Source organism: Haloarcula sp. Atlit-7R, from assembly GCF_003666065.1.
In the GTDB taxonomy this organism is placed as follows: Archaea; Halobacteriota; Halobacteria; order Halobacteriales; family Haloarculaceae; genus Haloarcula; species Haloarcula taiwanensis.
On the sequence record NZ_QXIK01000006.1, the window covers coordinates 217311 to 230334 of the forward strand.

Here is a 13024-nt window from a genome sequence, read left to right on the forward strand (position 1 = left end):
CGGCCTCCCTGCCTATTAGTGCGGGACGCACGTTGAGGCGGACGTAATGTTAGTTGTCCACGCGGAGTTCCCCATCGACCCCGAAAAACGGGACGAAGCACTCGACCTGATCCGAGAACTGGCCGAACAGTCGCGCACGGAGGACGGCGTCATCGACTATCAGGTCGCGACAGATATCGACGACCCAAACCTGTTCCGCTTCACCGAGCAGTACGAAGACGAGGCAGCGTTCGGTGCCCACGCCGAAACCGACCACTTCGGGACGTTCGAGTCTGCACTTCCGGACCTGCTCGCCGGCGAACCGGATGTCACCCGGTTCGATGTCGACTCCGCGTCCGAAGTCGAACTGTAACGCCGGCCCGACGAGATAGTCAGGCGAGACCGCTCGCCCTGTCTGACTCAGGGTTCGTGCGGTCGTCGTTTATAAATACTTGGGGCGAGTCCAGCCTCGCTGCACGCACCCCTTGGTAATATATCGTTGGGGTAGTATTACGTTGAGTAATGACGAAAGCAGCCATCATCATCCTCGCAGGCACAGAAAGACACGAGAACCTCGGTCGACTCGCGAACGGCCTCGAAGCGGCAAAGGAGTTCGCAGAGAACGATGAGGACGACCTCCAGCTCATCTTCGACGGGGCCGGGACGCAGTGGATTCCGGAACTCGAAGACGAGGACAGCGACTACCACGAACTGTACCAGACCGTCAAGGACGACACGGCCGTCTGTGACTACTGTTCCGGAGCGTTCGGCGTTGAAGACGCTGTCGCCGACTCCGGACTCGTCACTCTGGACGAGCACGACGGCCACCCGAGCATCCGCTCGCTCGTCGACGACTACGAAGTCATCACGTTCTAACCGGCAGCAGGCCGGTCACGTTCGACCCTACTGTGGTGAAACACGACGCGGCTTTATCCATGGCCGTGTAAGTACTTCACAGGAACCACTGCCCAGCCCGGGTTTGATCTCGGGCCGCTGTGAGCTTTCCACAGGATCAGATACTATATGATTTTGCCAGCCTCATGGACGATTGTCGTGATAGTAACGGGGATCGTCATCGCCGCCGGGGCGACAAACGGGCTTGCTGGCTTCGGCTTCGCTGTTGTCGGGACGATGGCGCTTGCGACCATCATTGACCCAGCGACCGCCGTCGTGTTCATGATTCTCCCCATCCTCGCAGTCAACGTTTCACTAGTTAGAGATCTCTCACGGCGTGAGCTTCGTACCTGTAGCCAGCGGTTTGGACCCCTCATCGCTGCAGCGCTGGTCGGAACTGTTGTCGGGATGGCTGTACTCGACAGGCTCCCGGAAGCGCCACTCCGTGTCGGACTCGGTTTACTGACGTTGGGGTTTGTGGCGACCGCCCAGAAGCGGGTGCCGCTTCCCGGATGGGTGTCAGTGGGCAACAGCGACCTCGGGAAGACACCGTTCGCGATGATCAGCATCGGTGGCGTTTCGGGGGCACTGTTCGGCGGAACGAACGTCGGCGTCCAGCTCGTCGCGTATCTCCGGAGCTTCGACCTCTCGCACAGCCTGTTCGTCGGTATCGTCGCGCTGGTGTTTCTGGGGCTCAGCATCACGCGGGTCGCCTTTGCCGGCGTTTTCGGGCTGTATCCCAGCGCGGCTGTCGCCGGAGCGTCCGTCCTTGCGACCGTACCGGCCGTTGCCGGTGTCGCAGTCGGGAAGCAACTCAGGACCGCTGTCAGTGACCGTGCTCGTCGCGCCGCCGTTTTGACATTACTATCGATTATCGGTCTTAGACTAACCGCCGGTGGCCTTGGTATCGCGTAAGAGCCAGTAATTATTGCCCTCATCTCTGACACACACTGAACGCGGGAGGGTCAGTATTGTGCAGTTCTCAGCCGTCTATCACCTGCTTTGTTGAAAGTAGCGTATCACCGAAACGCAGGGGCTTTGCCAGGGTTGCATCTTATATTAGGCTAAAGAACGTAACCGGGCCAATGAAAAATACGTCTACGACGCTTTCTCGACGGCAGTACTTGGCGGGAGCCGGGACGGTTGCAACGCTCGGTCTCGGTGGCTGTCTCGGCCTCGGTGGCGGCGATGAGATAACCGTCGCATATATGCCGATCTTCCCGGATCTACAGTGGTTCGTGATGGAAGAACAGGGGTATCTGGACGAGATTGACGCGACCATCGACGGTCGGGAGTTCACTGACGGACCGGCCATCGTCCAGGCCTACGGCAGCGGCGAACTGGACGTGGCGATGTTCGGCATCGTCCCGTCGATGATCGTCATCGACAGGGGGCTCCCGGCGAAGGTGACGGCGGCAAACATCAAGGAGCCGATGGCGATTATGGTCCATGACGACCTCCAGTCGCTCTGGGACGAGCACGGCAGCGATGCGTTCGCAGTCTGGGAAGAAGAGCGGGGCCAGAAGTTCCGGTTCGGAACCTTCCCGCAGGGGTCCGTGCCGGATGTGCTGCTTCGGTACTGGCTCCAACAAGAGGGCGTTGACGAGTCGACCGTTGAAATTATCGAAATTAGCGGCGCAAACGCGGTGTGGCAGGCCATCGCCAACGGCGAAGTCGACGGCTCCTCTATCATGGAACCGGTCCCGACCCGCGCCGCACAGGAAGACGTGCCCGTTCGGACGTTCAGAACTGCCGCAGAGGTGATGCCCGGCCAACCGGCCGCAGTGACACTGATGAGCGACGAAGTCCGCGACTCGGACGTTTCATCACAGTTCCTCGAACAGCACGTCCGTGCGACGGAGTTCATCCGGAACAACACCGAAGCGACGGCCGATATCGTCGAATCCGGCATCGGGATGGCCGCCGACCAGGCACAGTCGGCGCTCGAAGGCCCTCTCTCGAATTTCGTCACCGACCCGCGCGAAATCGAGAACGGGACGGAGGTCTTCTCAGAGTTCGCCAACGAGAACGGCCAGATCGATGAACGGCTTTCGCTCGACCAGATTTTCGACTACAGCGTCTACGACAACCTATGACCGGACGACACGGAGGGCGCGACGATGGCAATTGAAGTCGGTGACGATAGCGAGTACGCCGACGGGGTCGACTCACCGATGTTCGATATCGACACGCAGCGGGCGCTCCGCGGGGGAGCCGGCATCCTCGGGTTCCTCGTGCTCTGGTGGCTCGTGGCGCTGACCCAGCCGAGCTACATCCTGCCGACGCCGGCGGCCGTCGCGGAGACGTTCGTGGCCGAGGCTGCGTCCGGCGACATGGCGACCGCACTCCTCAGTAGTATCATCCACTGGCTTCCCGGCGCAGTCATCGGGACAGGCCTCGGTGTCGCTTCGGGAGTTGCGCTTGGCTGGAGTCCATATCTCGACGATATCTCCGCCCCAGTCGTGCGCCTCCTGCGACCGGTGCCGCCGCTTGCGCTTATCGGCTTCGCAATTGCCTGGCTGGGGATCAACCACGCTGGGGCCGCGTTCATCATTGCTATCGGCGCGTTCTGGATCAACTTCTACGGTGCCTACGGCGGTGTCGAGGGCGTCTCGGACGATCTGCTAGACGTTGCCCGAAGCCTCGGGGTCCAGGGAGACGTGGAGCTGATCCGGTCGGTCGTCATTCCGGCATCGCTTCCCGAAATCATGACTGGCATTCGGACAGGAATCGGTCGCTGCTGGATGCTCGTCGTCGCTTCTGAAATTTTCGGTGTCGCTGGCATCGGCCGTGAAATCCTTCGAGCCTCGAACAACCTTCGGGTTGATGTCGTCATCACCTACATCCTCGTATTGAGTGCGATGTTCCTGCTAGTCGACACCGCCTTTCGGGCTGTCCAACGGAGGGCGCTCGCGTGGCGATGACCGACGAAACGATGCAGCCGCGGGTCCTCGTCGACGGTATCGGCCGGCGGTACGACACGCCACAAGGCAGTGTCCAGGCGCTACAGGACGTCTCCTTCGATGTTAGTGCCGGTGAGTTCGTCTGTATCGTCGGCCCCTCCGGCAGCGGGAAGACAACGCTGTTTCGCATCATCGCGGGGCTCGAACCCGCGACGGCCGGGACAGTGTATCTCGGCGGTGATCCAGTTGAAGGGCCTGGGCCAGAACTCGGACTCGTGTTTCAGGAGTACCACCTGTTCCCGTGGCGCACCGTCTCTGGAAACGTTGGCTTCGGGCTGGAAAAACAGGGTGTCAACAGCGAGCGGCGACAGCAACGCGTCGATGAGTTGCTTGAACTGGTCGGCCTCGACGGCTTCGCGGACAGCTATCCCCGCGACCTCTCGGGCGGGATGAAACAGCGGGTCGCCTTGGCTCGCGCGCTCGCCGTCGATCCCGACCTCCTGCTGATGGACGAGCCCTTCGGGGCCGTCGACGCTCAGACCAAGCGCATGCTACAGGACGAGCTCCTCGACATCTGGTCGGAGACAGGGAAGACGATTCTGTTCGTCACTCACGATGTTGAGGAAGCTGTCAAACTCGCCGACAGGGTCATCGTCATGGCGTCGGAGCCGGGCCGCATCCGGGAAATCGTCGAGGTCGACATGGACCGGCCGCGGTCGCGGTCCGACGCTGATTTCGGGGACCACTACGAGCGGATTCTCGGCCTCATCCAGTAGTGATTACTCGTCGGCCGCGGCCCACTCTAGCAGTGGTTCGAGCCGGGTCCGAACCGCGTCACCGTCGTCTGTCAGCGCGTACTCGACCCGCGGGGGTATCTCGTCGTATTGCGTTCGGGAGACCAGCCCGACCGATTCGAACTCCTCCAGCCGCTTCGAGATGGTCGACGTGCTCGCCCCCGAGAGGTGGGCCTCGATCTCGCTGAAGCGGAGCGAGTCGTGAGCCCCGATAATGCTTATCAACTGCATCGCGTACTTCTGGCTGAGCGTGTCGATGACGCCCGTCAGCGGGCAGTAAGACGTCCCGTCGACATCACAGGTCGGCTCGTCGTTTCTGGTAGTATCCGCCATAGCTTCGTGGCCTCGAACCTCCTCCATAGCTTTGGACTCCACAGTACAATTACTTCGGGAACAAAACCTGTGTCAATGCAAGAGTCACGCTCCTACGACCTAGCCCTGAGGTCGCCGCCGTCGGGACGACCGAGGCCGAGTACATGGCCGAACACGGGACCTGTTCGTGTCGCACCGTCCAGATGGCGGACGTTCCACGGGCGAAGGCGGCCGCGAACACCGACGGCCTCGTGCAGGTCGTCAAACATCACGAGACTGACGAAATCGTGGGCGCACACATGGTCGGCCCCCGGGCCGCCGACATGATCATGGAAGCGACGCTGGCCGTCCGGTTCGGCCTCACCGTCGACGACATCATCGACACCGTCCACCCGTTCCCCACGTTTAGCGAGGCGTTCAAACACGCCTGCCAGGCCTTCCGCCGAGACACCTCGACGATGAGTTGCTGCGTCGAGTGAAACGGGGATGGTGTCCCAATTTCTGGTTGAAGCGGGAGTAGCTCCAAACCGGGCGGCTGCGTAGGTCCGTCCACAAGCTATGGACTCGACACTGTTCCACACAGCCGACGGAGAGCCGGTTCCCGCTGTGACAGCCGCAGAGATGCGCGCGGTCGACAGGGTTGCCGTCGAGACGTTCGGCCTGGGCCTGCTCCAGATGATGGAGAACGCGGGCCGGAATCTGGCTGCAGCGGTCCGTGAGGTCCGGTCTGGTCCGGTAACAGTTCTCGCTGGTAGCGGCGGCAACGGCGGTGGCGGCCTCTGCTGTGCCCGACACCTCGCAAACCGCGAGCTGTCGGTGTCGATCGTTCTCGACCGCGACCCGGCAGAGTTGGAAGGCGCGGCCAGGACCCAGTACGAGACGCTCTCGACGATGGACGTGCCAATCGAGGTCGGCACAGCGGCACTCGAAAGCGCTGACCCCGCGGCACTCGTCGACGCGCTCGTCGGGTACGGTCTCGACGGCGCGCTGCGCGGTCAGGCTGCGGACCTCGCTCGTGCGACTGCGAAGCGTGACTGCCCGGTAGTGTCGCTGGACGTCCCCTCCGGCATGAACGCGACGACCGGCGCGGTAGTGGGGCCGGCCGTCGACCCCGACCAAGTGGTCACGCTCGCGCTTCCCAAAACTGGCCTCACCGAGACGGGGGCGGCGCTTCGCCTCGCCGACATCTCGATTCCGGCTGGCGTGTACGAGCAGTTGGATAGCCCCTACACGTCGCCGTTCGACGACTCGTACACGGTGGAGATACGACGTCAGTGACACGGCGGTCCGGACTCTTCGGGCGTTACAGCTATCGACAGAAAGTCCTGCCAGCGGACCGAAACAGCAGCCATGACCGACCCGATGCTGTTTCCGAATGCGGTCGCGTCGGCCTCCTTGGCCACGAGCAGGCTCGTGAGGCTGGCTTCGACCCCGTCTCGGAGACCGTCACAGCCGGCTCCCGGTCAGGGTACTACCCCGGCGGCGACGACACCGATGTGACACTGGTCGCCGACAGAGAGAGCGGTCGTGTACTCGGCGGGTCAATTGTCGGCGAGGACCGGGCCGCGATCCGCATCGAGATGCTCGCGACGGCTATCGAGGCGGACATGACCGTGGACGAACTCGAACGGCTGGACCTGGCGTACGCGCCGCCGTTCACCCCCGTCTGGGACCCGGTGCTGGTGGCCGCGAAGGTCCTCAGCGGCAAACTGGACTGAACGAGGTCGCGGCGGAAAAACGACGGCAACAGTCACTCACTGCTGGACGATGGCCCGTTCGATTTCGTCCTGTGCGTCGGCAACGGTCGTCTCCGTTCCGTTCCTGATTGCGGGTGCGACGAACCGGAGCTGGTCGTCGGCGAACACGGCCAGCGTCAGCCGCGGGAACTGGATGCCGGTGACGGTCTCCCCGGTCATCGACGAATCGACACAGCGGTTCCGAAAGCCGACGAGTTCGACGCCGCTCTCGTCGGCCCACTCCTCGAACGCCTCGTACCGGTCCAGCAGGAAGCGGCCAGTCTCGGTCTCCGCGGCTACCGTCGACGGACAGACGCAATCGCCGGTCACGTAGAGTTCGGTGTCGGCCACCTCATCGGCGAGGTCTCGGAGCCGTTCGATGACCGCCTCCTGTTGTGGTCTGGCCGTCTCAGGAGCGAGTGAGCGGACGAACAGTTCGAGACGCAGGTCTGCCGTCGTCGCGTTCAGAACTGCTTCGGGGGCCTGCATCGTCACCCACCACCAGTACGGGCTACTCTTTCGCGTCGTCGACGCATGTGTAAATAAATCCCGCCCCTGCTAATAATCGTGCGGTTAACCCGGCGTAACAGGGTGCGATCGGTGTAAGCAACCTATTTCATGGTGTGTTCGGAAACAGTTGGTATTCGCGCAGGCACTCTCCGCTCTCATGTCTCTCTCACCACACACAGTTCTTGTCACCCTCTGCGACCGCTACGACGCCACGGAGGAACCGGTCGCCCCCGACACGGTCGCGGACCTGTGTGGCGAGTCACCGGCGGACGTGATACGGGTGCTTCGGTCGCTCTGTGGGACCGAGTTCGTCGTCGAAACCGACGACGGCTACCGGCCCACGATTACTGCGAGGGAGTTTCTCCGGCTCAACGTCGAACTGGAGGACGTGGTGGCTGTCGACGTGGTCGACGGGTGAACGCCTCCAAGTTTCAAGGCCCGGGCTCCTGTAGGGCCTGCAACAGCTGTGGTATGAGACTGACAAACATATGACCGAAAACGATACATCGACGACGGAGTTCGATACCGAGACGGACGACCGGACGCGTCGGGAGATTGACCTCGGAGCGCGGGAGTACTCGATATACAAGTGCCAGAACTGTGCCAACGTCGTGCTCTCGATGCAGGATTGTGACGGCGGGATGACCTGCCACGGTGACGAGATGAAGCGCGTGACGCAGTCGAACTTGGAGATTCGGCCGCCGGACATCCGACAGGTCCTGCTCGACGCCTTCGGCCTGCCGAAGCCGGGGCTTGACATCTGCCTCTGTGTCATCGGCGATGGGCCGCTCTCGTCGAAGGAATTAGCTGCCCAACTCGATTACGAAGGGGGGACCATCAGGAAGTACCTCAACGAACTGGTCGAGTTCGGACTGCTGGAGAAATCCCAACTCAACCGCGAGTCCGGCGGGTTCGTGAACGTCTACCACTCCATCGACCTCGACGAGATGCGCACGGAGACGCTGATCGGCTTCTACATCTGGGCCGGCGAGGCGGCATCGCTCATCGAGGAGGCAAACCTCACGAAGGAGGACTACCTAGACGCCGACTATGACAGCGGCCTCGACGAGATATTCTGGGAGCGGTTTCGCGGTAGCGGCGGGAGCGAGTGAGTACCCGCCAGTCCTGATATATATAGCTACCGGTGACTAGACTCGCGTCCGCGGGTCCGAGATGTCTTAAGGAGCGTATCGATCCACAGTCGGGATACAGCATGAGCTCCGAATCACGCGCTGTCAGCTGGGACCAGTCGAGCACCGTCTCGCGGCCGTACTTTGCCGATATCGACGCCACCTTCGGCCATATCCACGAACTGCTGGGTCGGAAGTGGCATCTTCGAATCGTCTATCACCTGCTGGAGGACGGCCCCCTGGGGTTCAGTGACCTCAAGAGCCGCCTCGACGGCGTCTCCTCAAAGATGCTCTCCGAGAGCCTCTCTTCGCTCGAAGACGAGGCGCTCGTGACCCGAGAGATCGTCAGCGACCAGCCCGTCAGGGTGGAGTACTCGCTAACCGAGCGCGGTTCGGCGCTGGAGCCAGTCGTCGAGGAACTGCTCCGGTGGGACGCCGAACATTCGCCAGCGGAGGAAAAGCGATGACGCATTACGACGTGCTCGTCATCGGTGGTGGCACGGGGAACAACGTGGCCGCGGCAGCCGCCGACGCGGGCCTCGAAACGGCGCTCGTCGAACCCGGTCCTCTTGGAGGAACCTGTCTCAACCGCGGCTGTAACCCCTCGAAGATGCTCATCCAAGCTGCGACCGCGGCGAACCGCGTCCGCGAGGCCGACCAGTTTTTCATCGACGCCTCGCTGGACGACATCGACTACGCCGCCGTCATCGACGACATGGACGAGACGCTGTCCCCGCTCGCGGAAGGCATGGAAGAGCGCTACGCAGAGAAAGACCACCTGACGCTGTACGAGCACGAGGCGGTGTTCGTTGACGAGCGGACCGTCGAAGTCGACGGCGAGCGTCTCAGCGCGGACCAGGTCGTAGTCGCCGCCGGCAGCCGACCGGTCGTCCCGCCCATCGACGGCCTAGACTCGGTCGACTACATGACCAGCGCCGACGCCCTGTATCGGCGCGACCAGCCCGACTCGCTCGTTATCATGGGTGGCGGCTACATCGCCGTCGAACTGGGCTACTTCTTCGAGTCTATGGGGACCGACGTGACGCTGGTCGAAATGATGGACACGCTCGTTCCACGGGAAGACCGGGCGCTCTCAGCGGCCTACACGGACATCGCCCGGGACCGCCACGAGGTGTTCACCGGCCATCGTGTGACGGCCGTCGAGGAAGCCGACGGTGGCGTTCGGGTCCACGCAGAGACGGAGGACGGCGACGAAGTAGCGGTCACCGGCGACGACGTGCTGGTGGCGTTGGGTCGCCGCCCGAACACAGACACGCTCAATGTGGACGCCGCCGGCATCGAAACCGACGACAACGGCTTCATCGTCACCGACGACACGCTGGCCACGTCGGCCGAGGGCGTCTGGGCACAGGGGGACATCGCCGACAACGCGATGTTCAAACACGCCGGGGACTACGAGACGCAGGTCACAATCGAGAACGTCGTTCACGATGGGACCCGCGAGGCCGACTTCTCCGCGATGCCTCACGCCATCTTCACCGAGCCACAGATGGCCGGTGTCGGAGCGACCGAAACAGAGCTAGAGGAGGTCGGTCGAGAATATGTCACCGGCCGGGCGGAGTTGCCGGACACGCCGATGGGACGGGCGAAAAAACTCGACCACGGGTTCGTCAAGGTCCACACCGCACCTGATGGCGAGATTCTGGGCTGTCACGTGCTGGGTTACGAGGCCTCGACGATGATTCACGAGGTCGTTGTCGCAATGCGGCGCGGAACGGGAACTGTCGCCGACATCACCGAAATCATGCACGCACACCCAACGCTCAACAAAGTCGTTGAGTACGCCTTCAGAGACGTCCCAGTGTAGCCACGCCGCTCCTACCTTCTCAACCGAAAGGTTGCTTTACGCGCTCGTGGTGATTTCATCGGACACCAAGTACACTCCCACAGCCTTTGCATCGCCAGACATCGCGTTTTCCAGTTCCGATACGAATCTGTGGCGGGCCGTCTGCAGTCTCCTCAACAGCCATCTCGTCTACTTCTTCGTGCTCGACTTCAGCAACGGTGTCGAAGTGCTTGTCACAGTTCTCACAGTGTGGCATGTGTAGACATATCTGGGCAGGATAATAAATGACTGCTGATTTTAACCTCTTCGACAGCGCTGTACAGTCAGTGTCCACAATTAGCTGAAATCCACGGTGAATCGGAAACTAACATATATCCGATAACCGTGTATTCCTCCGCTATATGCAATTCTATGATGAGTGTGGTTCAATTATGCATACGGAGGGCGACACATGGGTGTGCCGCTCCTGTGAGAACGAGGAGCAGCGGGACTCACAAGCAGAAGCAGTGATGGCGACACAGGACGGACAACAGGACGACGGGGCACCCGCCGTAGCCGACGCGACCCAGGGCACCACCGAGACGATGCAGGAACCCTGTCCGGCAGACGACTGCGACAGCAACCGGGCCTCCTACGAGATGCTACCGAAGCCGGGTGGCTCCTACGAGGTTCGGCTGTTCACCTGTGTCAAGTGCGGCCACAAGTGGCGTGAGTCCTGACGGCACATTTCACGAATTCCGGAGGTGGCTTTTTTGTCGAGTACGGAATCTTGACACCTCGGTAAATGGATCTTGTCCGATACGACTATCGAAGACCTGCCTGGGGAACCTATCGAGGGAGGGTACCAGTACCGACTCTGTTGGGAGAGCAGGTCGAAACCGGACTAGATCAGTAGGCGCTTCGTGTCCGCTCATTATTGGGGCTTGGCTCCGCCGGCGTACTTCCCTCGAACGTTCCCACGATGTTGCCGGAGCCGGTTCCAGAGCGTGTTCGACGAGCCGGTACTGACGCCGACGGTGCCGATTCGGGAGAGTCGCCAGTCGACCGCTGTCGTTGCCCGGAGGTCGCTTGCTGGCGAGAAAAAGAAGTACACTCCTCGGTCGGGCCAGTCCAACCGCCCGTTGACATCTCCGAGGTAGTACGGCCCTCCAATCTGGTCACGCAAGTCAGCTAAGACACTCAGAAACTGTCCGACAGGACTGCCACCTGACGCTGCTGTGGAACGCATATTCGACTCCCTCGCCCACCAGGGGAGTCACAAAACACTCCTCTCAAGCACGTCTGGAAAGATACCGCTCCCTCTCAGCTGGCACCTTCGACGGCGTCGATCAGCCTCGCAGCCGTCTTCGAGATTCGGTCCAGCGGTCCCGTAGCGTCTCCGGTGCGTCGCCGTCCCACGCCGCCAAGTAGAACGCCGAGTTGTCGGGGTCCAGCCCGAAGTGACGACTGACCACGTAGGCGACTGCCTCAGCCTCGACCTCACGCTTCGACCGCTCCGCCTCATCCTCGACATTGAAGTGAAGCTCTGCATGGGCGAACTCGTGGATGAGTGCACTCCCGAGGGCGGCCCGATTGTCTCGGTCGACCGCTTCGACCATCGGATTCGTGGTCATCACGCTCCGACGCTCACAGACACCCCGTGCAGACCCATGCTCCCACTCCTCCGAAGCGACGATTCTTGCGTCGACGCCGATCTCGTCGGTCGCGTCCAACAGGTCCTCGACAAATCCATCCGGGTCGCCATGAGCTTCTGTCTCCAGTTCGGGAAGCGGTTCGCCCTCGGTCTGAGAGATATCGAACACCGACGTTGGCCGGAACCCGACCAGTCCCCGCCGCCATTGTTCGGGCTCTGTCTCATCGTACTCGCAATCAGTGTTCTCGTGATACGACGGCGAATTGCCGCATTCGGGGCACTTTTTCGTGATGATCGGAGCCCAGATCCAGATGGCATCCTCGCCTTGCTGGACGTACCGGTCGAACTCGTCTTGCCACGTATTGTATCCCGCAACTCGGGTTGCTTCGGGACGCTGGAGCTTGATTAGCAGCGTGTTCCGCGCTGAGTAATCGTGGAACTTCGATTGGACGTCAAGCCACTGCTGGAACTGCTCGCTGGCCTGCGCTTCGTCGGTGAGGTCGGCAAGATCCTCGACCCACGCATCGAGTTGGTCGCGCATCTCCTCGTCCCGGGAGTCCGAATCGTCGAAGGTGCAAGTGGTCTGCTGGCTGGACGACTGCTCTGGCGTGTCTGACTGTATCGTTGACATTGGTCTGTCTTCGGGACGCACTCTCGGGCACGCCCCCGCACCTCCACTGGGGGACAGAAAATCGACTGGCTGACTGAGCGAGAGCAGAGTGTGCTGGCTATCTGTACCGCTCCGGCGGATAGAAGACGACGTGGACAGCCGAGCCAAGGTTGTACCACGATTTCGGGAGGACAGAGACTTCTAGTCCCCACTCAGCAGCGAACTCGAAGACGTCGAACCAGAGATTGTGGGGCGGCTCTTGCGAATCCAATCGCTCGATATTTCCCGGATAGACGTGCATCGAGTACAACGCCGGCTCGCCATCGTCTAGCCAGAGTGTCGAATGGTCGTCTGCTGGCGGGCTATGAGGCGGTCCCTTCGGGTCGCTGTTGGCGTCAAGCGGCGAGTGGGGGAACTCGTCGTCGCCCGTGATGAGACGGCGTATGCAGGCTGTCTCGGTAGGCGCATCGAGGTTGAAGGCTTGCGCGAATGCGTCTCGCTGGTACTCGCCCATGATCGCACCGAGTGCTTTCCAAATGTCCGACCATCTTGGGTCCTCTGGCTCGTGATCGAGGAAGTCGTGGACGGCCTCGCGCAGCTGTTGGTACTCGTCCCATGCCGGGACAGGCTCGTTCGGGCCGGGTGTCGGCCAGTCAGTGCGGTCCATACGCTTGGGGAAATTCCGATGGGGTATCAACTCTCGGGACGCGCCCATA

17 protein-coding genes and 3 pseudogenes are annotated in these 13024 nt (G+C 61.7%); 14 read left to right on the forward strand and 6 right to left on the reverse strand.

Annotated features, from left to right (window positions below):
• Positions 1-46 precede the first annotated feature (46 nt).
• The 6 genes from D3D01_RS14165 (at position 47) to D3D01_RS14190 (ending at position 4552) form a co-directional block, all read left to right on the forward strand.
• Positions 47-352 (forward strand): putative quinol monooxygenase, encoded by a 306-nt coding sequence (locus D3D01_RS14165; RefSeq protein WP_121512622.1) that lies wholly within the window; start codon positions 47-49, stop codon positions 350-352.
• Positions 353-501: 149 nt separating this feature from the next.
• The gene (locus D3D01_RS14170; RefSeq protein WP_121512623.1) at positions 502-855 is read left to right on the forward strand and encodes a DsrE family protein; all 354 of its coding nucleotides are present in this window, start codon (positions 502-504) and stop codon (positions 853-855) included.
• Positions 856-1002: 147 nt separating this feature from the next.
• Entirely contained in the window at positions 1003-1788 is a 786-nt protein-coding gene (locus tag D3D01_RS14175) for a sulfite exporter TauE/SafE family protein (RefSeq protein ID WP_121512624.1), read from the forward strand.
• 170 nt (positions 1789-1958) lie between these two features.
• Positions 1959-2969 (forward strand): ABC transporter substrate-binding protein, encoded by a 1011-nt coding sequence (locus tag D3D01_RS14180; protein WP_121512625.1) that lies wholly within the window; start codon positions 1959-1961, stop codon positions 2967-2969.
• Between the two features lie 78 nt (positions 2970-3047).
• Positions 3048-3797 carry an ABC transporter permease gene (locus D3D01_RS14185; RefSeq protein WP_394343399.1) on the forward strand — a complete coding sequence of 250 codons (750 nt, stop codon included), beginning with the start codon at positions 3048-3050 and terminating at the stop codon, positions 3795-3797.
• Positions 3794-4552, forward strand: coding sequence for an ABC transporter ATP-binding protein (locus D3D01_RS14190; protein WP_121512663.1), 759 nt, complete (start codon positions 3794-3796; stop codon positions 4550-4552). The genes D3D01_RS14185 and D3D01_RS14190 overlap by 4 nt, the downstream gene beginning before the upstream one ends.
• Positions 4553-4555: 3 nt before the next feature.
• Here D3D01_RS14190 and D3D01_RS14195 read toward each other — a convergent pair whose 3' ends face one another.
• The gene (locus D3D01_RS14195; protein WP_121512664.1) at positions 4556-4903 is read right to left on the reverse strand and encodes a helix-turn-helix domain-containing protein; all 348 of its coding nucleotides are present in this window, start codon (positions 4901-4903) and stop codon (positions 4556-4558) included.
• 98 nt (positions 4904-5001) lie between these two features.
• Between D3D01_RS14195 and D3D01_RS14200 the strand changes: the two are divergent.
• The 3 genes and pseudogenes from D3D01_RS14200 to D3D01_RS14210 all read left to right on the forward strand — a co-directional run.
• Positions 5002-5361, forward strand: a pseudogene (locus tag D3D01_RS14200) (mercuric reductase); the annotation flags it as partial.
• Between the two features lie 79 nt (positions 5362-5440).
• A complete protein-coding gene (locus tag D3D01_RS14205) occupies positions 5441-6160 on the forward strand; it encodes an NAD(P)H-hydrate epimerase (RefSeq protein WP_121512627.1) in 720 nt (239 codons plus the stop codon).
• A gap of 95 nt (positions 6161-6255) precedes the next feature.
• A pseudogene (locus tag D3D01_RS14210) lies at positions 6256-6600 on the forward strand (pyridine nucleotide-disulfide oxidoreductase); the annotation flags it as partial.
• Between the two features lie 36 nt (positions 6601-6636).
• Here the strand turns inward: D3D01_RS14210 and D3D01_RS14215 are convergent.
• On the reverse strand, positions 6637-7107 hold the full coding sequence (locus tag D3D01_RS14215) for an HTH domain-containing protein (RefSeq protein WP_004966389.1): 471 nt from the start codon (positions 7105-7107) through the stop codon (positions 6637-6639).
• 178 nt (positions 7108-7285) lie between these two features.
• Between D3D01_RS14215 and D3D01_RS14220 the strand changes: the two genes are divergently transcribed.
• The 4 genes from D3D01_RS14220 (at position 7286) to D3D01_RS14235 (ending at position 10086) form a co-directional block, all read left to right on the forward strand.
• Positions 7286-7546, forward strand: coding sequence for a hypothetical protein (locus D3D01_RS14220; RefSeq protein ID WP_121512628.1), 261 nt, complete (start codon positions 7286-7288; stop codon positions 7544-7546).
• 70 nt (positions 7547-7616) lie between these two features.
• Positions 7617-8240 carry an ArsR family transcriptional regulator gene (locus D3D01_RS14225; protein ID WP_121512629.1) on the forward strand — a complete coding sequence of 208 codons (624 nt, stop codon included), beginning with the start codon at positions 7617-7619 and terminating at the stop codon, positions 8238-8240.
• A 101-nt stretch (positions 8241-8341) separates the two neighbouring features.
• Complete coding sequence (locus tag D3D01_RS14230; protein ID WP_121512630.1) at positions 8342-8725, forward strand: helix-turn-helix domain-containing protein; 384 nt, start codon at positions 8342-8344, stop codon at positions 8723-8725.
• Positions 8722-10086 (forward strand): NAD(P)/FAD-dependent oxidoreductase, encoded by a 1365-nt coding sequence (locus D3D01_RS14235; protein ID WP_121512631.1) that lies wholly within the window; start codon positions 8722-8724, stop codon positions 10084-10086. Before D3D01_RS14230 ends, D3D01_RS14235 begins: the two co-directional genes overlap by 4 nt.
• A gap of 55 nt (positions 10087-10141) precedes the next feature.
• On the opposite strand, the gene D3D01_RS14240 is transcribed toward D3D01_RS14235, so the two are convergent.
• Positions 10142-10321 carry a hypothetical protein gene (locus tag D3D01_RS14240; RefSeq protein ID WP_121512632.1) on the reverse strand — a complete coding sequence of 60 codons (180 nt, stop codon included), beginning with the start codon at positions 10319-10321 and terminating at the stop codon, positions 10142-10144.
• Positions 10322-10466: 145 nt separating this feature from the next.
• On the opposite strand from D3D01_RS14240, the gene D3D01_RS14245 reads away from it, so the two are divergent.
• The gene (locus D3D01_RS14245; RefSeq protein ID WP_121512633.1) at positions 10467-10784 is read left to right on the forward strand and encodes an RPA12/RPB9/RPC11 RNA polymerase family protein; all 318 of its coding nucleotides are present in this window, start codon (positions 10467-10469) and stop codon (positions 10782-10784) included.
• Positions 10785-10978: 194 nt separating this feature from the next.
• On the opposite strand, the gene D3D01_RS14250 is transcribed toward D3D01_RS14245, so the two are convergent.
• The 3 genes and pseudogenes from D3D01_RS14250 to D3D01_RS14260 all read right to left on the reverse strand — a co-directional run bounded on the left by D3D01_RS14250 (position 10979) and on the right by D3D01_RS14260 (position 12975).
• Complete coding sequence (locus tag D3D01_RS14250; protein WP_121512634.1) at positions 10979-11293, reverse strand: hypothetical protein; 315 nt, start codon at positions 11291-11293, stop codon at positions 10979-10981.
• A 74-nt stretch (positions 11294-11367) separates the two neighbouring features.
• Positions 11368-12329, reverse strand: a pseudogene (locus tag D3D01_RS14255) (ArdC-like ssDNA-binding domain-containing protein).
• A gap of 97 nt (positions 12330-12426) precedes the next feature.
• A complete protein-coding gene (locus D3D01_RS14260) occupies positions 12427-12975 on the reverse strand; it encodes a hypothetical protein (RefSeq protein ID WP_121512635.1) in 549 nt (182 codons plus the stop codon).
• Between the last annotated feature and the right edge of the window lie 49 nt (positions 12976-13024).

What these genes read in the sequence shown, in the direction of transcription:
- D3D01_RS14245 (WP_121512633.1), top strand. Translation starts at nt 10,467, where the DNA reads ATGCAATTCTATGATGAGTGTGGTTCAATTATGCATACGGAGGGCGAC.
- D3D01_RS14190 (WP_121512663.1), top strand. Translation starts at nt 3,794, where the DNA reads ATGACCGACGAAACGATGCAGCCGCGGGTCCTCGTCGACGGTATCGGC.
- D3D01_RS14225 (WP_121512629.1), top strand. Translation starts at nt 7,617, where the DNA reads ATGACCGAAAACGATACATCGACGACGGAGTTCGATACCGAGACGGAC.
- D3D01_RS14215 (WP_004966389.1), bottom strand. Translation starts at nt 7,107, where the DNA reads ATGCAGGCCCCCGAAGCAGTTCTGAACGCGACGACGGCAGACCTGCGT.
- D3D01_RS14165 (WP_121512622.1), top strand. Translation starts at nt 47, where the DNA reads ATGTTAGTTGTCCACGCGGAGTTCCCCATCGACCCCGAAAAACGGGAC.
- D3D01_RS14230 (WP_121512630.1), top strand. Translation starts at nt 8,342, where the DNA reads ATGAGCTCCGAATCACGCGCTGTCAGCTGGGACCAGTCGAGCACCGTC.
- D3D01_RS14175 (WP_121512624.1), top strand. Translation starts at nt 1,003, where the DNA reads ATGATTTTGCCAGCCTCATGGACGATTGTCGTGATAGTAACGGGGATC.
- D3D01_RS14220 (WP_121512628.1), top strand. Translation starts at nt 7,286, where the DNA reads ATGTCTCTCTCACCACACACAGTTCTTGTCACCCTCTGCGACCGCTAC.
- D3D01_RS14260 (WP_121512635.1), bottom strand. Translation starts at nt 12,975, where the DNA reads ATGGACCGCACTGACTGGCCGACACCCGGCCCGAACGAGCCTGTCCCG.
- D3D01_RS14185 (WP_394343399.1), top strand. Translation starts at nt 3,048, where the DNA reads ATGTTCGATATCGACACGCAGCGGGCGCTCCGCGGGGGAGCCGGCATC.
- D3D01_RS14180 (WP_121512625.1), top strand. Translation starts at nt 1,959, where the DNA reads ATGAAAAATACGTCTACGACGCTTTCTCGACGGCAGTACTTGGCGGGA.
- D3D01_RS14195 (WP_121512664.1), bottom strand. Translation starts at nt 4,903, where the DNA reads ATGGCGGATACTACCAGAAACGACGAGCCGACCTGTGATGTCGACGGG.
- D3D01_RS14250 (WP_121512634.1), bottom strand. Translation starts at nt 11,293, where the DNA reads ATGCGTTCCACAGCAGCGTCAGGTGGCAGTCCTGTCGGACAGTTTCTG.
- D3D01_RS14205 (WP_121512627.1), top strand. Translation starts at nt 5,441, where the DNA reads ATGGACTCGACACTGTTCCACACAGCCGACGGAGAGCCGGTTCCCGCT.
- D3D01_RS14240 (WP_121512632.1), bottom strand. Translation starts at nt 10,321, where the DNA reads ATGCCACACTGTGAGAACTGTGACAAGCACTTCGACACCGTTGCTGAA.
- D3D01_RS14235 (WP_121512631.1), top strand. Translation starts at nt 8,722, where the DNA reads ATGACGCATTACGACGTGCTCGTCATCGGTGGTGGCACGGGGAACAAC.
- D3D01_RS14170 (WP_121512623.1), top strand. Translation starts at nt 502, where the DNA reads ATGACGAAAGCAGCCATCATCATCCTCGCAGGCACAGAAAGACACGAG.